This window comes from Paraburkholderia sp. J67 (assembly GCF_905220265.1).
GTDB lineage: Bacteria > Pseudomonadota > Gammaproteobacteria > Burkholderiales > Burkholderiaceae > Paraburkholderia.
In genome coordinates this window covers 179,660-200,090 of record NZ_CAJMZK010000002.1, presented here as the reverse complement: position 1 = coordinate 200,090, position 20,431 = coordinate 179,660, and the positions used below count along the sequence as shown (strand labels likewise).

Annotated in this window: 14 protein-coding genes; 6 read left to right on the top strand and 8 right to left on the bottom strand. The window is 64.6% G+C overall.

Annotation, left to right across the window (positions count from 1 at the left end; translation table 11 throughout):
- Positions 1-17: 17 nt before the first annotated feature.
- Positions 18-1,559 (bottom strand): xanthine dehydrogenase small subunit, encoded by a 1,542-nt coding sequence (xdhA, locus tag U5782_RS04885; RefSeq protein WP_322042699.1) that lies wholly within the window; start codon positions 1,557-1,559, stop codon positions 18-20.
- A gap of 526 nt (positions 1,560-2,085) precedes the next feature.
- Between xdhA and U5782_RS04880 the strand changes: the two genes are divergently transcribed.
- Positions 2,086-3,312 carry an MFS transporter gene (locus U5782_RS04880; RefSeq protein WP_322042698.1) on the top strand — a complete coding sequence of 409 codons (1,227 nt, stop codon included), beginning with the start codon at positions 2,086-2,088 and terminating at the stop codon, positions 3,310-3,312.
- Positions 3,313-3,408: 96 nt separating this feature from the next.
- Here U5782_RS04880 and U5782_RS04875 read toward each other — a convergent pair whose 3' ends face one another.
- The 3 genes from U5782_RS04875 to aspT (U5782_RS04865) all read right to left on the bottom strand — a co-directional run bounded on the left by U5782_RS04875 (position 3,409) and on the right by aspT (U5782_RS04865) (position 8,655).
- Positions 3,409-5,073: a bifunctional aspartate transaminase/aspartate 4-decarboxylase gene (locus U5782_RS04875; protein ID WP_322042697.1), complete on the bottom strand. Its 1,665-nt coding sequence runs from the start codon at positions 5,071-5,073 to the stop codon at positions 3,409-3,411.
- A 141-nt stretch (positions 5,074-5,214) separates the two neighbouring features.
- Complete coding sequence (gene aspT, locus U5782_RS04870; protein WP_322042696.1) at positions 5,215-6,900, bottom strand: aspartate-alanine antiporter; 1,686 nt, start codon at positions 6,898-6,900, stop codon at positions 5,215-5,217.
- Between the two features lie 72 nt (positions 6,901-6,972).
- Positions 6,973-8,655 carry an aspartate-alanine antiporter gene (aspT, locus tag U5782_RS04865; protein WP_322042695.1) on the bottom strand — a complete coding sequence of 561 codons (1,683 nt, stop codon included), beginning with the start codon at positions 8,653-8,655 and terminating at the stop codon, positions 6,973-6,975.
- 563 nt (positions 8,656-9,218) lie between these two features.
- Between aspT (U5782_RS04865) and U5782_RS04860 the strand changes: the two genes are divergently transcribed.
- Complete coding sequence (locus U5782_RS04860) at positions 9,219-10,247, top strand: LysR family transcriptional regulator (RefSeq protein ID WP_322042694.1); 1,029 nt, start codon at positions 9,219-9,221, stop codon at positions 10,245-10,247.
- A 76-nt stretch (positions 10,248-10,323) separates the two neighbouring features.
- On the opposite strand, the gene U5782_RS04855 is transcribed toward U5782_RS04860, so the two are convergent.
- The gene (locus U5782_RS04855) at positions 10,324-10,854 is read right to left on the bottom strand and encodes a plasmid fertility inhibition factor family protein (protein WP_322043072.1); all 531 of its coding nucleotides are present in this window, start codon (positions 10,852-10,854) and stop codon (positions 10,324-10,326) included.
- A gap of 139 nt (positions 10,855-10,993) precedes the next feature.
- Between U5782_RS04855 and U5782_RS04850 the strand changes: the two genes are divergently transcribed.
- Together U5782_RS04850 and U5782_RS04845 are read left to right on the top strand one after the other, a co-directional pair.
- Positions 10,994-11,872: a crotonase/enoyl-CoA hydratase family protein gene (locus tag U5782_RS04850; protein ID WP_322042693.1), complete on the top strand. Its 879-nt coding sequence runs from the start codon at positions 10,994-10,996 to the stop codon at positions 11,870-11,872.
- A 129-nt stretch (positions 11,873-12,001) separates the two neighbouring features.
- Positions 12,002-13,789 (top strand): winged helix-turn-helix domain-containing protein, encoded by a 1,788-nt coding sequence (locus tag U5782_RS04845; RefSeq protein ID WP_322042692.1) that lies wholly within the window; start codon positions 12,002-12,004, stop codon positions 13,787-13,789.
- Between the two features lie 108 nt (positions 13,790-13,897).
- Here the strand turns inward: U5782_RS04845 and U5782_RS04840 are convergent, their stop codons facing one another.
- Positions 13,898-14,158 (bottom strand): hypothetical protein, encoded by a 261-nt coding sequence (locus U5782_RS04840; RefSeq protein WP_322042691.1) that lies wholly within the window; start codon positions 14,156-14,158, stop codon positions 13,898-13,900.
- Positions 14,159-14,518: 360 nt separating this feature from the next.
- Between U5782_RS04840 and U5782_RS04835 the strand changes: the two genes are divergently transcribed.
- Positions 14,519-15,703, top strand: coding sequence for an MFS transporter (locus U5782_RS04835; protein ID WP_322042690.1), 1,185 nt, complete (start codon positions 14,519-14,521; stop codon positions 15,701-15,703).
- Between the two features lie 58 nt (positions 15,704-15,761).
- The gene (locus U5782_RS04830) at positions 15,762-16,925 is read left to right on the top strand and encodes an MFS transporter (protein WP_322042689.1); all 1,164 of its coding nucleotides are present in this window, start codon (positions 15,762-15,764) and stop codon (positions 16,923-16,925) included.
- Between the two features lie 599 nt (positions 16,926-17,524).
- On the opposite strand, the gene fahA is transcribed toward U5782_RS04830, so the two are convergent.
- Both fahA and hmgA read right to left on the bottom strand, forming a co-directional pair.
- Positions 17,525-18,838, bottom strand: coding sequence for a fumarylacetoacetase (gene fahA / locus U5782_RS04825; RefSeq protein WP_322042688.1), 1,314 nt, complete (start codon positions 18,836-18,838; stop codon positions 17,525-17,527).
- A complete protein-coding gene (hmgA, locus tag U5782_RS04820; protein ID WP_322043071.1) occupies positions 18,835-20,130 on the bottom strand; it encodes a homogentisate 1,2-dioxygenase in 1,296 nt (431 codons plus the stop codon). Before hmgA ends, fahA begins: the two co-directional genes overlap by 4 nt.
- Positions 20,131-20,431 lie beyond the last annotated feature (301 nt).

The following is a 20,431-nucleotide window of genomic DNA, read 5'->3' as shown; positions in this document are numbered from 1 at the left end:
ATCCGTTTCCTGGTCGATCAGGCGGTTTCCGCCGCCACGGCGCGCACGTTCACGGCCTCGGCGGCCAGCGGGTTGTGCGGACGCGTTTCGAGCCAGAAACGGTACAGCGTGTTCTTCGCGGCTTCGAGGCGATAGTCGCTCGTCGCGCGCATGTCCGAAAGCGGCGCGTAGTCGTTGCCGAGCGCGATCATCGCGGCCTGCGCCGTGGCTTCGTGCCACTGGGCGTCGGCGAGCACCGCTTCGGTCAGGCTTGCGCGCTTCGGTGTGGCCGCCATACCGCCAAAGGCGATGCGCGGTTCGCGGATCGTCTCGCCATCGGCGATGAAGGCGAACGCGGCGCACACGGCCGAAATATCGGAGTCGAAGCGCTTGGACACCTTGTAGGTGCGGAACTTGAGGTTGGCGCGCGCGCCGGTGCGCGTGGGCACCTTCAGCGCGAGCACGAACTCGTGTTCAGCCATGTCCTTCTTCTGGTAGGCCAGATAAAGGTCTTCGAGCGGCATCTCGCGCTCGATGTCACCGCCGCGCACCACCACGCGCGCGCCCAGCGCGATCAGGCCGGGCATCGAGTCGCCGATCGGCGAGCCATTCGCCACATTGCCGCCGATGGTGCCCGCATTGCGGATCGGCAGCGAGGCGAAGCGTTGCCACATTTCGAAGAGTTCGGGATAGGGCTTCGCGAGTTCCGCGTACGCACGCTCCACCGTCACGCCCGCGCCGATTTCGATGAAGTCGTCGCCTACGGTGATCTCGCGCATCGCGTCGACCTGGCCCACGTAGACGATGTCGCCCAACTCGCGCATCTGCTTGGTGACCCACAGCCCGATGTCGGTGCTGCCCGCGAGAATCCGCGTGTTCGGATTCGCTTCCTTGATCGCGGCAAGCGCTTCGACCGTGCGCGGCGCGTCGTACTTCTGGCCTTTGTGCTCGTAGTGGAAGGTCTCGTTGCGCTCGATCGTGCCAAGCGTCTGGCCGAGCGCCTTCACGTCGAGGGGCGCCTTCGGCCCGTCGAGCCTGAACATCTGCTCAGCGGCGTCGAGGATCGGGCGATAGCCGGTGCAGCGGCACAGGTTGCCGGTGAGCGCGTTGGCGATGTCGTCGCGTGACGGCACGCTGCATCCGCTCTTGCCCGCACAACCCGGCGCGCCTTGCGTCGCGCCGTGCTCGTGACCATGCTTTTCGTAGAGCGCCCACATCGACATCACAAAGCCCGGGGTGCAGAAACCGCACTGCGAGCCGTGGCAATCGACCATCGCCTGCTGCACCGGATGCAGCGAGCCGTCGGGCTGGCGCAGGTCTTCGACCGTGAAGAGCGCCTTGCCGTCGAGCGTCGGCAGGAACTGGATGCAGGCGTTGACGGCCTTGAAGCTCACGCCGCCCTCGGCATTGCGCTCGCCGACCACGACCGTGCAGGCGCCACAGTCGCCTTCGGCACAGCCCTCCTTGGTGCCGGTGCAGCGCGCGTCCTCGCGCAGATACTGGAGAACGGTGCGGGTGACGCCCGCGTCGCTGACTTCGCGAATCGCGTTGCGGTGATAGAAGCGGATCGGCTGACTCATGATGTCTGTCTCGTCGTGTTTCTGCGGCGGGCTGGAGGGCGATTGCGGGGGTTCCGGACGCTCGCCGCGTATTCTTTCAGTGAACGATTCGAAAATTATCATCACCAATATTGAGAACCCATAGCCGCAAGAGCATGGGGGATATATCGTCGCGGCGATAAATCGACGCTTCGCGGTGGTGCGAGGCTTATGGTGTGATGGCCGATTCGCGCATCAGATGAATAATTTGACGCGAATGCGACACAGACATCGTTCGGACCATGCACCATGAAGCAGCAGCAGCCCATTCTTTCAGCGTAGTGCATGCACAGCGCGCTTCAAATCCGGCCATCGCGCGTCCAACTTCGCCCATTTCCGCTCACGCGGATGACTCCGTGTTGACACGCCAGTTGCGTGCCACGGACGTACCTGGCGTGCGCAAAAACCGTGGGATACGCCCAACGGATTGGTTTTTCAACATCTGCATAAGAACCGGTTCCATGGGACAATCACGCCTTTCCCGCCGTTATCCATCCGCGTTTTCCCCATGTCCGCTGATATAGCGCCCCCGCTCAACGGGGTTTCGACGACCATGCAGATCATTCCGGTCGTCTTTTTCACCTTCCTCTGCTACCTGACGATCGGCATTCCGCTGGCCGTGCTGCCGGGCTACGTGCACAACGACCTCGGTTTCAGCACCGTCGTGGCCGGCGCGGCCATCAGCGTGCAGTACATCGCCACGCTCTGCTCGCGTGCGCTCGCCGGTCGCTCGGCGGACACGCTCGGCCCCAAGAAGACCGTCAGCATCGGCCTGACGATCTGCGGCGCGAGCGGCGTGATGCTGCTGCTCGCCACCCTCGTCGATCACTGGCCGGCGCTCTCGCTCACGCTGCTGATCGCGAGCCGCCTGTTCCTCGGTTGCGGCGAAAGCCTGTGCGGCACGGGCGCGATCCTCTGGGGCATCGGCCGCGTGGGCACGGCGCACAACGCCAAGGTGATCTCGTGGAACGGCATCGCCACCTATGGCGCGCTCGCCATCGGCGCGCCGCTCGGCGTGGAAATGGCGCACTACCTTGGTTACTGGATGCTCGGCATTTCGGTGATCGCGCTGGCCGCGCTCGGCTACTGGCTCGCGCGTCCGATCGCGCCGGTGCCGCTCGTGCACGGCGAGCGCATGTCGTATCGCAGCGTGTTCACGCGCGTGCTGCCGCACGGCCTGGGCCTCGCGCTCGGCTCGGCGGGCTTCGGTTCGATCGCCACCTTCATCACGCTGTTCTACGCCGCGCGCCACTGGCCCAACGCGGCGTTCACGCTGACGGTGTTCGGCCTGATGTTCATCGGCGCACGCCTGTTGTTCGCCAACACGATCAAGACCTTCGGCGGCTTCCGCGTCGCCATCGCCTCGTTCTCGTTCGAATGCGCGGGCCTGCTGCTGCTGTGGCTCTCCCCCACGCCGCACGTCGCGCTCGTGGGCGCGGCGCTGACCGGCTTCGGCTTCGCGCTGGTGTTCCCCGCGCTGGGCGTGGAGGCGGTCGGCCTCGTGCCGGCGGCGAGCCGCGGCGCGGCGCTCTCGGCTTATTCGGTGTTCCTCGATCTGTCGCTCGGCATCACCGGGCCGCTCGCGGGTTATGTGGCGAATGTGTTCGGCTACGCCTCGGTGTTCCTGTTCGCCGCCATTGCCGCCGCAGCCGCCGTGGCGCTGTCCGTCTCGCTGCATCGCAAGAGCGTGCGCGAAGTGGCTGCGCGCCAGCCGGTCACGACCGAAGCGCAGTAAAACAAAAAACCGCACCGGGCAGCGCGCCCGATGCGGTTCGTCTACTTCCGCGTGGCGGCGCGTTCGAACGCCGCCACGCCGGTCCCATCCCCTTCCTTACTTCTTCACCGTAGCCGGATCGAGCTTCTTGCCGGTTGCCTCGTTGTAGCGCTGCACGTATTCCTCGGTGAGCTTGGCCACCGCACGCCCGATCTTGCGATAGTCCGACTCGTTGAGGTTGGCAAGCGACACGCGGCCCGACGGATGCGCCGTGCCAAAGCCCTTGCCCGGCAGCAGCACCACACGCGCTTCGGCCGCCAGCTGGAACAGGAGTTCGTTGGGCTTCACCTGCTTGAGCAGCCAGTCGACGAAGTCGCGACCGAAGCGTTTCTCGCCCAGATACTCCATGTCGAGAATCGTGTAGTAGTCGACCTGGTTCGGATCGTCTTCGTCGTAAGTCGTGCCCATCGCCTCGAACAGCGCGCGCTTGCGGCTGCGGATCAGGCGCTTGAGCGCGTTCTTGTACGCGTCGGGCGTATCCATCAGCGAGAACAACGAGAACAGCACCATCTGCACCTGCTGCGGCGTCGACAGACCCGCCGTGTGATTGAGCGCGACGGTGCGGCTGTCGGCCACCAGACGGTCGATGAACTTGAGGTTGTCCGGGTCCGTGGTGATCGACTCGTAGCGCTTGTGCAGGATCTTCTTCTCTTCCTTCGGCAGTTGCGCGAGCAGATGATCGAGGACGTTGTCGCGATGCGTCGCAACGGCGCCCAGACGCCAGCCCGTGGCTCCAAAATATTTTGAATAGGAGTACACGAGAATCGTGTTCTTCGGCGCGAGCGCGAAGAGCGACACGAAGTTGTCGGCGAAGGTGCCGTACACGTCGTCGGTGAGGAAGATGAGGTCCGGGCGCTCCTTCACGATTTCGGCGATGTATTCGAGGCTCTCGTCGTCGAGCTTCACCGAAGGCGGATTGCTCGGATTCACGAGGAAGAACGCCTTCACCTTCGGGTCGCGCAGCTTGTCGAGTTCCTTCTTCGAGTACTGCCAGTTGTTCTCCACGGTGGCGTCCAGATGGACCACGTTGAGCTGGTAGTCGTTGAGTTCGGGAATCTCGATGTAGGGCGTAAAGATCGGCATGCCGAGCGCGATGGTGTCGCCGGCCTTGATGAGGAAGTTCTCCTTCATCGTGTTGAAGATGTAGGTCATGGCCGCCGTGCCGCCTTCCACCGCGAACACGTCGAACTCGCCCACGAACGGATGCTTGCCGATCATCTCGCGGCGCAGATACTGACCGACGATGATCTCGGATAGCTTGAGCATGCGATCCGGCACCGGATAGTTACAGGCCAGGATGCCTTCGCACATCTCGTAGAGGAAATCGCCCGCCGACAGCCCCAGTTGATCGCGCACGTACGAGACCGCCCCGCCGATGAACTCGATGCCGGGCTGGCCCTTGTTCTCGCGCAGGAACTGGTCGAAGCGCTCGACGATGCCCGCGCGCTGCGGGAAGCCGCCCACGCCTTCGGGCATGTACGAGAACGAGCGCTCCGATTCGCGCATCGCAAAGAGGCCCAGTTGCCAGAAGCCGTGGCGCGGAACCGTCGCGAGGAAGTTGGGGTTGCCGCGGCCGGCGTTGAGCATCGAGAGGTTGGCCGGACGCTCGGTCGCGCCGCCGCCCGCTGCCTTGATGAGTTCGTCCTTCAGCTCGAACGGGCTCAGTGCGTCGATGCCGGACTTTTCCTTCGTACCGTTGCCGTTGCCTTTACCTTTTGCCATGGTGCTCTCCAGTGGAAGACGTTGAGCGTGCCGCCGTTGCCTGCGCTGCGCACAGCGCACGAGGCCGGCACGCGTTTCGACACAGATCCGGGCGGACCGGCGCGTGCGGGTTCAGCACACGCGGCCCGCATTGACTTCATCTCATGCAAGCCCCACCACGAGCGGCCCGAGCAGCGTGAGCAGCACGTTGGCGATCGCGTAGGTGATGGCGAACGGCACCGTTGGCACGGCGCTCTCGGCCTTGTCGAGAATGCCGCCGAAGGCCGGGTTCGCGCTGCGCGAGCCGGACAGCGCGCCCGCGAGAATCGCCGCGTTGTTGTACTTCAGCACGTAGCGGCCAAACAGCATCGTGAGGATCAGCGGCACGATGGTCACCACCACGCCGAGCAGGAAGATCGTGACGCCGCTCTGCTTGATCGTCACCACGGCCTGCAGGCCCGAATTCAGCCCCACCACCGCGACGAAGGCGGCAAGGCCGAAGTCCTTGAGCAACTGCGAGGCGGCCGGCGGCATCACGCCATACATCGGATGCTTGCCGCGCATCCAGCCGAACACCAGACCCGCGAGCAGACAGCCGCCGCCCGAGCCGAGCGTGAGCGGAATGCCCGCCACGTTCACGACGATCAGGCCGACCAGCAGACCCAGCACGAGGCCCACGCCCATGTAGATGAAGTCGGTCTTGTTGCTCCATGCGAGCTCGTAACCGGCTTCCTGGACCGCGCGCTTCGTGTCGGTGGCCGTGCCGTAGATCGTGATGACGTCGCCGTGCTCCAGCGTGCTCTGCGGCAGCACCGGCACCGGTTGGCCCGCACGCTCGATCTTCTCGATATAGACCCCGTGGCGCATGTCGTGATCGACGTTCTTGCGCACCTCGGCGATCGTCGTGTGGTTCATGCCCTTCTTCGTGAAGACGAGCTGGCGCGTCTGCATGACGAGGCTCATGCCGCCCGAATCCGGCACTTCCGGGCCGATCAGCGCCCCCACTTCGACCATCTGCTCGCGCCGGCCGACCACCAGCACGAGGTCGTCGCGGCTCAACACGAAGTCGGGCGTCGAATCGAGCACCTTGCCCGCGCGCCGCACCTTCTCTATCGCGACCAGATCTTTCTCGGCCGATTCGAGCTGTTTGATCGTCTTGCCCGCGGCGGTTTCGACACGGAACACACGGCCGAACAGTTCGGGCAGCGCGGAAACCTGGCCCGGCCCCGCCGAGGCGTCGCCCCCTGCCATTTCGCGTTCGGCGTCGAGCGAGGCGTCCTTGAGGCTGCGCCCCATGAACTTCGGCAGGATGTTCACGCAGACGATGATCGCCCCGAGCGAGCCGAACACATAGGTCACGGCATAGCCGATCGCGACATCGGCCTGCATGGCTTTGACCTGATCGGCTGGCAGGCCCAGACGTGCGATCGCGTCGCCCGCCGTGCCGATAATGGCCGACTGCGTCATGCCGCCCGCAGCAAGACCGGCGGCGAGGCCCTTGTTGAGGTGGAAGAGCTTCGCGCACACCAGCACCGTGGCGAGGCCCGCGACCGCCATGAAGACGGACATGGCGATCTCGCGCAAGGTCTTGCGATTGAGCGAGTTGAAAAAGCCCGGCCCCGAGTCGTAGCCCACGGCGTAGATGAAGACGGCGAACATCACCGACTTCACGCCGTTATCGATCGTCACACCCGCCTGACTGATCACGACCGCGGCGAGCAGCGACCCGCCCACGCCGCCTAGCTGGAACTTGCCGAAGTTGATCTGGCCGATCCAGTAACCAACGGCCAGCGAGAGAAACAAGGCGATTTCCGGGGATTTGTGAAAGATGTCATGCAGCCATTCCATCGTGCCCTCGCATTGGTAGGAGTGACGCTCTGCTGCCGTCTCAAGAGGACGGCTGCGCGGACCCGTTCCGCGTCAGCCGAACTTCGTCGCGAGCCCGACCACCACGGGCCCCATGAGCGGCAACAAGATATTCGACAGCGCATAGGTGATCGTGTAGCCGATCACCGGCGTCGAATTGCCGGTGACGCCAACGAGCGCACTGATCGCCGGCGTGCTGCACTGCTGACCTGCAATCGCGCCGAGCAGCATCGGCGCTTCGAGCTTGAGAAACATGCGCCCGATCCAGAGAGAGAGAAGGCCCGGAATCAGCACCATCAGGATGCCGACGAGCGGCAGCGCGAGACCGTATTCGCGCACGAGCTTGATGGCGTCGGGTCCGGCCGACAGGCCCACGGCCGCAATGAAGGTGGCCAGGCCGAAGTCCTTGAGCACCTGCGCCGCCGCCGAGGGAAGCGAGCCGACCACGGGAAAGTGCGAGCGCAGCCAGCCGAAGAAGAGGCCCGAGAGCAGGCACCCGCCGCCCGTGCCGAGCACGAGCGCCACGCCGCCCACGTTGACGCCCAAGCGCCCGATCAGCATGCCCACCAGCACGCCGAGGCCAAGATAGACGAAGTCGGTTTTCTGGGTCTGCTGGATGACGTAGCCAAGGCGCTTCGCACCGCGCGCGACATCCGAAGGGGCGCCGAGCAGCGTGAGCACGTCGCCGCGATGCACGACCGTGCCGGGCAACGCGGGCACCGTGGTGTCCAGACGCGTGATCGCGCCCACGTAGATGCCGCGCCCATCTTCGGGCGTGGCGCGCTCGCGCAGTTGCGCGAGCGTGAGGCCGTTGGCGTCGCGGCGCGTCAGCATCACGTCGACCCGCTGCGCGAGCAGCTTCGTGAAGCCTTCGCCGGAGACTTCTGCGCCAAGGCTCGCCGACGCTTCGACCATCGATTCCCGCCGCCCGGCAATGAACACGACGTCGCCGGGTTGCAGCACGAACTGCGCTTGCGCGTCGATCTGACGCTGATCGCGCAGGACGCGTTCGATCGTGATGTTGTTGCCAAAGCGCGCCTCGAACGCCGAGACCTGGACGCCCGCGGCCGGCCCCACCTCGAACGCGCGCCCCACCAGCGGCGGCAGCGCGAAACGCTGGCCCTCGTCGAGCACGCCGTCGCCGCCGAGCTTGCGAAACAGGCGCGCGGCCTCCTCGCGCAGATTCACGCGCATGATGAGCGGTGCGATCTGGCTCGTGAACAGCACGATGGTAATCAGGCCAAAGAGGTAGCTCACGCTATAGGCGGTCACGACGTGCGCCTGCATCGTGCTCACCTGGGCGTCGCTCACGCCGAGCTTCGCGATGGCTTCCGACGCCGTGCCGATCACGGCGGACTCCGTGGCCGCGCCAGCCAGCAGCCCGGCGGCCGTGCCCGCATCGAGCTTCATCGCAACGACTGCAATCATCACGAGCGTCATGACCGAGACGATTTCGACAATCGACAGTAGTCCATAACGCCAGCCGCGCCCCACGTTCGCGAAAAACTGCGGACCGCCCGTGAAGCCCAGCGCGAAAATGAAAAGCGCGAACGCCACGTTCTTGAGATCGGGCGCAATACGCGCACCGGTCTGGCCGATGACGAGCGCGACGATCAACGTACCGCATACACCGCCCAGCGATATCGGCCCAAAACGGATTGAACCAATCAGATAACCGAGTGCAAGACTGACGAACAGGGCAATCTCGGGTTGCGACTTCAGCAATTCGACGATCATGTCTGGTCTGCCGATTTACGTTTTCGTTTTGCCAAAAGCGCTGAAAAATACATGCCGATGGCATGCACGCCTTTAGTTCCGCGCCTTGCCGCATATTTGCGCAACGCGCAATAAATTCCAGAACCGCCGTTATTCTTCGTTTATGTTAAAAATGTGAAGCCGTTCTGCGCCACACCGGCAATGCATTGAAAACAAACGTATTCAGACGGATAAACTATCAGACCCGGACAAATGCTGTATCGAAGGTGTACGACTGGCGCTATCAGCGCCTTTTTCCCAGCATGTGCGAAATTCGAATAGACACGCCAGTACAACTGAAACTGCGGCAAAACGCTTCTTTCAATTCTCATGCCAGTCGCGCATTGAATCTTTTACAAGCGTGAAACAGCGTTGCCGTTTGAGATAGATATTGTAATTCTTAACGACTGTCAATATTATTTTCGTGCACGATCGCTGTTCGCTCTACTGGAAGACGCGTTACATTGGATACCCGGCGTTTTGCCGTGAAAATCCGCGTAACGTCCATTGAACCGGCACATGCACCTGCCTACGAGGCGAATTCGATGAACCAGATACACGCCATGCGCGTCTTCGTCAGGGTTGCGGAATCACAGAGCTTTCGCCGCGCCGCGCAGCAACTCGATGTCTCGAATGCGCTCGTCACCCGCTCGGTTGCGATGCTCGAAGCGCATCTGCATACCCGCCTCATCAATCGCACCACGCGCAATCTTTCGCTGACCGAAGCAGGTCTGCGCTACCTCGAAGGCTGCAAGTGCGTGCTCGAAGAACTCGATCACCTGGAAGACTCGCTCGCGCACACCGAGCGCGAGCCAAGCGGCACGCTGCGCGTGATGGCCGCGGGCGCGCTGTCGCTCGCCACGCTCACGCCGCTGATCGACGGCTTTCGCCGCCTCTATCCGCGCGTAAACGTCCGTCTCACGGTGGCCGAGAAGCAGACTGGCCTGCTCGACGACGGCTTCGACGTGGGCATCGTCGCGGCCTCGGGGGCGGCGTGCGCCTCGGGAACAGCCGGCGCGCGCGAGGGCGAGTTCGTCGAACATGCGCTCGGCACCACGGCGTTCGTGCCCTGCGCGTCGCCCGCCTGGCTCGCCGAGCACGGCGAACCGCTCACGCCCGCGCAACTGGAACAACACTCGGCCGTGACGCTGCCCCCTGAGGAGCGCAGCGTAAGCTGGCAGTTCGCACGCCCAGGCGAAAGCGCTCAGCAGGTCACGCTGCAACCGGGCTACGCCGTCAACAACATGCTGATGGTGCGGCTCGCGGCGCTCGCCGGCATGGGCGTGGCCATCGTCCCCGCCACGCTGGTCGCCGACGATCTCGCGGCCGGCGCGCTGGTGCGACTCTTGCCCGACTACGAGATCGAAGATGCGCAGGGCAGCATGGCCATCGTCTATCCGCGCCGACAATACCTGCCCGCGAAGACCCTGCGTTTCGTCGATTACACCGTCGAGCATTTCCAGCAGGCGTGCGACGACAAACCGGCGACGGGCACGGCGGCGCTGCGCACCATGAACGGCAATCAGAGCGGCGGCCTCGGCAGCCCGACCCTGCAGGCGATGAGCGGCGTGTGAACACACGCATGGTTAGGCAACGTCGTTTTCAAAGGGGCGCATCTGCGCCCCTTTCTTCGAGCGCAGCATCACGCCCCTAGCGCGCCTGCCGTATGGCCTCGCGCTGCGTATCGCCCGCGTCGGCCGCGCCGCATAGCTCACGCAACAACGGCGCTTCGCGCTCATGCACCTCCACAGGCAGCCACACCGCGCCAGCCCACGCGAGATAGCGCGCGCGATGCTGGCCGTTGCGAAAACCCACCACGCCCACATGCGCGAGGCCGAGCCAGCCGGCTACGCCGCTGCCACGCCGCTTCGTGATCGTCACGTAGGGCATCTGCGGCACGCGCTCGTTGCGCGGATCGAGGAATTCGCGGATGCCGCGCACCTTGCCCACGTGCCAGTCGTCGACGGGCTTGAGCACATAGTCGGTGTCGTCGCGATCCGCGCAGAGCAACAATTTGTGGAGATCGACGATCACCACTTCGTGACGCGTGCCATCGGTCGTGAAAACACGCTTGAACTGCACGTGGTCATACGCCTGATGGCGCGGCAAAGGTACAACCCACACAGCGCCATTCGCGGCTGGCTGCTGCGGCGAAGGAATCGAAGTCATCTCGGAGGGCATAGACATGGACGTCTTCGGCATGCGGATAGTGCGTCGCTCGCAGGGAGGAAAAGCGGCCTAAGCTACGAGGGATCTGTGAAACTTTTGTGACCTATGCGATGTGAATGCACATGGTGTGGGCCGCTCAGGGAAGAAGCCGATGGACATCACCGATAACGATAACGCCCGCGCCGACGACACTCGTATCGAAACCTTCGGCGAACACGTGCGCATCGAAGCACGCGCACAGGTCGCGACCGTCGTGCTCGATCGTCCCGCGCAGCGCAATGCCATCGATCGCAACGTGGCCGACGCGCTCGCCGCCGCCTTCGCGCGCTTCGAAGCGCATCCGCACTGGCGCGCGGGCGTACTGTTCGGTGCGGGCGGCACCTTCTGCGCGGGTGCCGATCTCGGCGCGCTGGGCGACGATGCGCGCCGCAACGAAGTCCATGCCGACGGCAGCGGCCCCGGGCCACTCGGCCCCACGCGCATGCTGCTCAAGAAGCCCGTGATCGCCGCAATTTCAGGATACGCCGTTGCGGGTGGGCTCGAACTCGCGTTGCTCTGCGATCTGCGCGTGATCGAACAAAACGCTGTACTGGGTGTGTTCTGCCGCCGCGTGGGTGTGCCGCTCATCGACGGCGGCACGGTGCGCCTGCCGCGCCTGATCGGCTTGTCGCGCGCGCTCGATCTGATCCTCACGGGGCGCGCCATCGAGGCGCAGGAGGCGCTGGCCTTCGGGCTCGCGAATCGGGTGGTGGCGCCCGGCACGGCGCGCGCCGAAGCCGAAGCGCTGGCGGCGCAACTCGCGGCCTTCCCGCAAGCCGCGCTGCTCGCCGATCGCCGCTCGGCGTGGGAAAACAGCACGCTCCCCGATCTGGCCGAAGCGCTGCGTCGCGAAGGCGCGCAAGGCTATCGCGCAGTCATGGACGGAGGCCTCGCGATGGCCGCGCGCTTTGCGGCAGGCGCGGGCCGTCACGGCGCAGCGATCGACGCCGGCGATATCGGCGACACCACCGCCACGTCGCCCGACGATTGATTCTTGAACGCGGCTGCGCGAGCCGCTAGATTTAAATCTGATGGTCTCACTCCGGCCATCCGATGAATGACCCGCACCGCCAGCACTACCCGCGCGCGCAACCCATGATGCCGCATCAAGGGGCCAGCCATGCCGACGGATCGACTCATCCGCTTCGCGGACTTCGAACTCGACGTCGAGCGCTACCAGCTCCGGCGCAACGGCCAGGAAGTCCGGCTGGAGCGTCTGCCGATGGATCTGCTGATCCTGCTCGCCTCGCGCCACGGCGAGCTGATCTCGCGCGCCGACATCGTCGAGCGGCTGTGGCACAGCAACCCCTATCGCGATACCGAGAACGGCATCAACACGGCGATCCGCAAGATCCGTATCGCACTCGACGACGATCCGCTCAAGCCGCGCCACCTCGTGACCGTGAAGGGCAAAGGCTACCGGCTCGATGGCGCGAATGACGCGAGCCCGTCGAACGCCGATGGCGCCGATGCACCCGGCGCACACCGGGCCGTACGCGTGCTGGTGCTGCCGTTTGCAAACCTCACCGGCGACGGTAATCAGGAGTACCTGTGCAGCGCGCTCGCCGATGAAATCTCGGCCACGCTCGGCGCACTCGGCGCCCAGCAGCTACGCCTGATCGCGCGTACGACGGCGGCGCGTTATCGCGACACCGCCAAAGGGATCGGCGAGATCGCGCGCGAGCTCAAACTCGACTACGTGCTGGAAGGCTCGCTCTCGCGCGAGGGGCCGCAGGCGCGCATTCTCACGCGCCTGATCCGCTGCGCCGACGAGGTACAGATCTGGAGCCGCGCCTACGAGAGCGCGTCGCCCGGCGCGCTCGACATTCTCAAGGAGGCAGCCGCCGCGCTCACCCAGGATCTCGCCTCGACGCTCTCCGAGCAGCAGCGCTCGCTGCTCGCCCGGCGTCTACCCGTCGACCCCGCCGCGCACGATGCCTATGTGCGCGGACGCTACTTCTGGTATCGGCGCGTGCATTTCGATGCGGCGTTCTGCGCGCATCACGGCATCGACGGCGAGGACTTCGCACGTAGCCGCGCCTACTTCGAAACCGCGCTCGAACACGACCCGAACTACGCGCTCGGTTACGCGGGACTCTCGAACTACTACGGCGCGTCGGTCGTGCACGGCATGTTCTCGCCCGAAGACGGCTGGCCGATCGCACGCGCGCTCGCGCATAGCGCGCTCGAACTCGACCCCGATCTGCCCGAGGCCCATCACGCGCTCGCCGCCGTGCGCTACTTCTTCGAGTGGGACTGGCTGCGCGCCGAAACCGGCTTCAAGGAGGCCTTGCGGTGCAACCCGAGCTATCCGGAGGCGCACCGGCTCTACGCGCGGCTGCTGCTTGCCGCGGGCCGCCGCGCGGAAGGCGACGTGGAAATGGCGCGGGCCGAGCGCATCGACCCGCTCGCGTTCCAGGGCTCCCGCGCCTTCGGCATGATTCTCGCGGGCCGCCACGAAGAAGTGGTGAGCGAATATCTCTCGCCGGGTCACATGGACTATTCGCCGCTTGCGTACCAGGTGCTCGCGACCGCGTTCGAGGTCAAGAAGCTCTACGCCCAGGCTGTGGATGCGACCGTGGAGGCGCTCGTGCGGTGCAACCTGCATGCGCGCGCGGCGACGATCCGCGCGCAATGGAATGCGGGCGGCTACGTGGCGGTGCTGCACTGGTATCGCGACGATCTGCTCGCGCGGCGGCGCAGCCACTACACCTCGCCGCTGCTGATCGCCGAAATCTACGCGCGGCTCGCGCAGCCTGACGAGATGTTTCACTGGCTCGACGCGGCGCTCGCCGAACGCAGCTCGCGCCTGTGCGAGCTACGCATGAATCCGTGGTTCGAGCCGTATCGCCCGAGCGGGCGCATGAGAAAAATCGAGAAGCTGATCGGCGAGGGTCGAACGCACTAGCGGCGCTGCGGCCCGGCCGGAAGATCGACGGTCCCCTCCTCCCTTTGCGCGAGGGCCGTCGCGGGGGCGGTCGCCGGGCGAGGCCCAGTTGCCGTCCCAGTTACCGTCTCAGTTACCGTGATAGAGGTCGTTGTTCAGGCGGTCACGTTCACCCGACTGTTCCGAACGCAGCAGATCCTGATACACCTGCGCGTGCGTCAGCGCGATCGGTCCACCCGAGGCGCTGTTGGTCATGGGCATGCCGCCCACGTCCTGCGAGGCCGGCGGCGCGGCTTGTGACGGATCGGACGTCGTATCGGCTAGCGCGAGTCCTGCGAAGAAGGCGGCCGAGCAGGCCACCGCGATGCGTACGGTCTTTAACGTGTTCATGTCATCGCTCCAGGAGAAAGAAGCGCATGCAAGGCTTCCGCCATGCGCGGCGCGGACGAGGCCAGTTCCCGGCGGATCAATGCGGCGGCGTGCGCGGGCTGGTTCGTTGACGCATGATGCGGCTCGCCTGCGCCGCGCACCATGTACGTAACCTGAAGAAATCGTCAAGGCAATCCGCCAAACGGCAGTGTTGCGTAAGAAGAACGCAAGAAAAGGGTGCCGCATGCGGCCTGGCGCATTTCAGTACAATCCCGGGTTGACTCTTGCCGCGCGCGCGGGAATCGCGGCGTCCAGTCCGGCGCAATCCTGCCCCGGCCATCGCACGTCAACCCGCATCGCCAACCCTCCAGTCCCACAGCCATGCCACTGCCCCTGCTCGCCCTTGCCGTTGCCGCGTTTGGTATCGGTACCACCGAATTCGTCATCATGGGCTTGCTGCCCGATGTCGCGCGCGACCTGTCCGTGTCGATTCCGGCGGCGGGCATGCTCGTCTCGGCCTACGCGCTTGGCGTGACGATCGGCGCGCCCATCGTCGCCATCGCGATCGCCAACGTGCCGCGCAAGGCGGCGCTGATGCGCCTGATCGGCATCTTTATCGTCGGCAACCTGCTGTGCGCGCTCGCGCCCAACTATTCGATCCTGATGGCCGCGCGCATCGTCACCGCGTTCTGCCACGGCGCTTTCTTCGGCATCGGCTCGGTGGTCGCGGCGGGACTGGTTGCGCCCAACCGGCGCGCCCAGGCAATCGCACTGATGTTCACCGGCCTCACGCTCGCCAACGTGCTGGGCGTGCCTCTTGGCACCGCGCTCGGCCAGCTCGCGGGCTGGCGCACGACCTTCTGGGCCGTGACCGCTATCGGCCTCGTTGCCGCGCTCGCGCTGCAGGTCTGCCTGCCGAAGCACATCGAGATGCAGAAGGCGAGCCTCGTGCACGAATTCAGCGTCCTCAAGAACCCGCAGGTGCTGATGGTGCTCGGCATCAGCGTGCTCGCATCGGCAAGCCTGTTCTCGGTCTTCACCTACATCACGCCGATCCTCGAAGACGTCACTGGCTTCTCGCCGCACGAAGTCACCTTCGTGCTGCTGTTGTTCGGCCTCGGCCTGACGGTTGGCAGCACGCTGGGCGGCAAGCTTGCCGACTGGAAGCTGATGCGCTCGCTGCTGGTGTTCCTCGCCATGATTGGCGTGACGCTCGCGGTGTTTGCGGCCACCATGCACGACCAGGTGGCGGCGATGGCCACCATCTTCGTGTGGGGCGTGCTGGCCTTCGCGATCGTGCCGCCGCTGCAAATGCTCATCGTCAACCGTGCGAGCGAGGCGCCCAACCTGGCCTCGACGCTCAATCAGGGCGCGTTCAATCTGGGCAACGCGAGCGGCGCGTGGATTGGCGGCGTGGCGATCGGCTCGGGCGCGGCGCTCACGACGCTGCCGTGGGTGGGGCTGCTGATGGCGCTCGCGGCGCTTGGCCTCACGTTCGTATCGGCGCAGCTTGAGCGGCGCGCGCGTCGCCGCGGTGTCGTTTCAGGTTCGACTTCGGTCATCTGACCCGCAGCATCACGGTTTCAGCACGGGCGCTGTCGCTGCCGTAGTAGCATTGCGCCCGATGAAAACCGTCCTCACCCGCGATTTCCTCGCGCTGATCCTGAGCGTGGCCGTAGTTGGCCTCGGCTCCGGCGCGACCCTGCCGCTTACCGCCCTTGCGCTCACCGACGCCGGTTACGGCACCTCCGTGGTCGGCCTGCTCACGGCTGCCCAGGCGCTCGGCGGTCTTGTCGTGGTGCCGCTTACCGCGTGGATCGCTGCGCGCTTCGGCTCGCGTCAGGTGATCGTTGCGGCCGTGCTGGCCGTATCGCTCGCCACGGCGCTGATGCAGTGCTGCGCCAATCTGTGGCTCTGGGGCGCGCTGCGCATGATCTGCGGCGCGGCGCTCATGCTGCTCTTCACGATCGGCGAAGCATGGGTGAACGAACTCGCCGACGATTCCAATCGCGGTCGCGTGGTGGGCGTCTACGCGACGACCTTTACGCTCTTTCAGATGTCCGGGCCGGTGCTGGTGAGCCAGATCGCGGAATTCACGGCGTGGCGCTTTGCGATCTGCGGAGCGATCTTTCTGATCGCGCTGCCGATGCTGGCCGCGATTCGCTCTAGCCCGCACACTTCCGATCTGCATGAGCCGCATGGCAGTTGGCGTCATGTTCTGCCGAAGATGCCCGCGCTTATTATCGCTACCGGGTTTTTTGCGCTGTTCGATACGCTCGCGTTGTCGCTGCTGCCGCTTTTTGCCATCGGGCATGGGATCGATAGCGAGACCGCTGTGCTGTTTGCTTCAGTCGTGCTGCTTGGCGATACGACCATGCAATTTCCGATTGGCTGGCTTGCCGATCGGCTCGGGCGCGAGCGGGTGCATGCCCTCATGGGGGTGATCGTCGCTGCGCTGCTGCCGCTTGTGCCCTTCGTGGTGGATTTTCCCTGGCTGCGGTGGCCTCTTTTATTCGTGCTGGGTGCAGCGGCCGGGTCAATTTATACGCTTGCTATCGTTGCTTGTGGGGAGCGGTTTGAGGGTGTCGCGCTTGTTTCCGCTAGCGCGCTTGTGAGTGCTTCTTGGAGCGCCGCCAGTTTTGGTGGACCGATCGTCACCGGAGCGCTCATGGAGCATGCCGGGCGCGATTCTATGCTCTGGGTGCTGTTCGCCTCTGCGCTCGTTTTTCTTGGCGCATTACGGTGGGAGCGCTCGCGGGGGCTCGCTCGGGTGTCGCGTATTTCTTAGGCCTTTTTTTCGCGGTGCTTGCTGCGTTGGCCTTTCCTTGTGTTCGTGTCGGTCTATTAGCGTTGCCCCTGTGCGGGGCGGCACCTACTTTCTTTGCCGCGGCAAAGAAAGTAGGCAAAGAAAGCCGCTCACACCGCCAGTGTGACGCCGTCCACAACCAGCCGTACGCGGGGAAAGGTATAGGAGCATCTGTCATTTCGCACCACGAAACGAAGTGACAAAGCAGTCATTCATCCCGCTGCTCGCTACGCGCGCAGCGGTTGGGTCTGCAAGGGAAACCTGCTGTTCTGAAAGCTTAAGCGCGAGTCCTGGCAAACCTGCGGTTTGCCGGTTATGCCCCACGGGGCGCGTAGCGCCCCCGGATGTATGACGGCTTTGTCACTTCGTTTAGTGGTGCGATGTGACGGATGCTCCTATACCTTTCCCCCTAAACGGCGGTTTGTGGACTGCGTCACACTGGCGGTGTGAGCGGCTTTCTTTGCCTACTTTCTTTGCCGCCGCAAAGAAAGTAGGTGCCGCCCCGCACAGGGGCAACGCTAATAAACCGACACGAACACAAGGAAAGGCCAAAATAGCAAGCACCGCGACAGCCAAGCCCCCTATTTCAAGGCCGGCAAAATCACCCCAACACAAGTCCCAAAGCCCACGCGATACCCATCCCCCTGACACCACCCAGCGAGCGTCAGCTCATCGCCATCTTCGATAAAACCGCGGGTCCCCCCCGTCTTAAGCTCAAGCGGATTCTTCGCATTCCACGTAAGCTCAAGCAGGCTCCCAAACGAATCCGCCGTAGGCCCCGATATCGTCCCTGAACCCATCAGATCGCCGACCCGCGTATTGCAGCCCGCAACGGTGTGATGCGCAAGCTGCTGCGCCATCGTCCAGTACATGTGCCGGAAATTGGTCCGCGCGATAGTCGTCGGTTCAGCCACACCTTCAGGCCGCAACAAAACCTCCAGCGCGATATCGAACCCATGCTCCCCCGCATGACGCAGATACTCGAGCGGTTGCGGCTCCTGCACCGGCTGCGCGACGCGGAAAGGCTCCAGCGCATCGAGCGTCACCACCCACGGCGAAATCGTGCTAGCGAACGTCTTCGCATTGAACGGCCCAAGCGGCACGTATTCCCACTGCTGAATATCGCGCGCGCTCCAGTCATTGAGCAGCACCATCCCGAAGATATGCGCTTCGGCATCCTCGCAGGCGATCGGCTCGCCCAGCGCGTTACCGCGCCCGACGATGAAACCCGTCTCCAGTTCGATATCGAGCTTGCGGCACGCACCAAACACCGGCCGCTCCTGATCCGGCAACTTCAGTTGCCCATTAGGACGACGCACCGGCGTGCCGCTCACCACCACCGACGACGCGCGGCCGTTATAACCGATCGGCATTTCCGACCAGTTCGGCAGCAGCGCATTCTTCGGATCACGAAACATCGAGCCAACGTTGGTCGCGTGCTCTTTCGACGAATAGAAGTCCGTGTAACCCGGAATCTCCACCGGCAGATGCAAGGTCGCATCGGCAAGCTTCACGAAGGCGCGCTGGCGCAGCACCGCATCGTCGCGCAGCGTGGCCGTATCTTTCGCGAGCAGCGAGGACAGCTGCACACGCACGCTGCGCCACGTATCGCGGCCCAGCGCGATGAAGTCGTTCAGTGCAGGGCGCGCGAAAACATTCGCCTGCGCGCCGGCCGGCACTTGCAGTAGCCCCGCGTCGTGCAACGCGGCCAGATCGACGACCTGATCGCCAATCGCCACGCCCACGCGCGCTTCAGTCTGCTGCGCGGTGCTGAAGACGCCGAACGGCAAATTCTGGATCGGAAAATCGCATGCTGCGTCGTTCGCGCTGTCGATCCAGCTCTTGCGTTGCGGATCGAGCGTCGCCTGGAGTTCGCGGGTATTCGGGGTGCTCATTGCTGCTCCGGATTGAAGTGTTTCGTGAGGCCTTGCCAGCACTCGTAGTAATGCGCCTGCAACTGGCTCGTTTCGAGCGCGTAGCGCGTCGGGCGGATCAGCGTGCGGGTCTCGAACATGAACGCCATCGTGTCGCCCACTTTGTGCGGTTTCGACGTGTCGGCGTTCGAGGCTTTTTCGAAAGTCTCGGCATCCGGGCCGTGGCCCGACATGCAGTTGTGCAGGCTCGCGCCGCCCGGCACGAAGCCCTCGGCCTTGGCGTCGTAGACGCCGTGCACGAGGCCCATGAACTCGCTCGCCACATTGCGGTGATACCAGGGCGGGCGGAAGGTGTTCTCGGCCGCGAGCCAGCGCGGCGGGAAGATCACGAAGTCGATCGCATCGACGCCCGGTGTGTCGGTCGGCGATTGCAGCACGAGGAAGATCGACGGGTCCGGATGGTCGTAGCTGATCGAGCCAATCGTGTTGTAGCGGCGCAGGTCGTATTTATAAGGCGCGTAATTGCCGTGCCATGCCACCACGTCGAGCGGCGAGTGGCCGATATCGGCGCGCCAGAGTTGGCCGTTGAGTTTCGTGACGAGTTCGAACTGCCCTTCGCGGTCTTCGTAGCTGGCGACCGGCGTGAGGAAGTCGCGCGGGTTCGCGAGGCCATTCGAGCCAATCACGCCCAGATCCGGTAGCCGCAGCAGCGCGCCGAAGTTCTCGCAGATATAGCCGCGCGCCTCGCCGTCGGGCAGATCGACCGTGAAGCGCACGCCGCGCGGAATCACGGCGATCTCGAACGGCTCGATGTCGAGCCGGCCCATTTCCGTCGCGATCGACAGACGTCCCTGCTGCGGGACGATCAGCAGTTCGCCGTCGGTGTTGTAGAAGAAGCGGTCCTTCATCGACCGGTTGGCCGCGTACAGGTGGATCGCGCTACCGCTCATCGAGGCCGCCGAGCCATTGCCAGCCATCGTCACCCAGCCGTCGATGAAGTCGGTCGGCGCGGTGGGCATCGGCAACGCGTCCCAGCGCAGCTGGTTGGGCGGCGTGGGCGGCACATCGCCGAAGTCGGCGACGAGGCGCGGGCTCTCGCCACGCGCGGCAAGCGGCGTGAACGGCTGGTGCACCGCGCCCGGACGGATGCGGTAGAGCCACGTGCGGCGGTTGTGCGCGCGCGGCGCCGTGAAGGCCGTGCCGGAAAGCTGCTCGGCATAGAGGCCATAGGCACAGCGCTGCGGCGAGTTCTGGCCCGCGGGCAAAGCGCCGGGCAGCGCCTCGGTCGCGAATTCGTTGGCGAATCCGCTCATGTAGCCGTCGTGGCCATGAACCAGCGCGCGCGGCGCCTGGGGCGCTTTCGTCACGTCGGGCAAAGGTGCGTTCATCACTGTCTCTCCACGTTCTGTGCCGAATCGGCGCGCCTGGCGCGCACGGTGCACGGATGGTCCATTTGTTCGAGCGAGCGCAGCTTGGGTGCAGCCTTGTCCTTCAACTGGTCTCGCCTCATGATTTACGAATAGTAAAACGGATTATGATTAGTGAAATTGCACGTAAACCCTAAGCATCCGGTTTTTTTGGGTGCCGCGCCCCGCCGGGCAAGCCTTCGCGCAG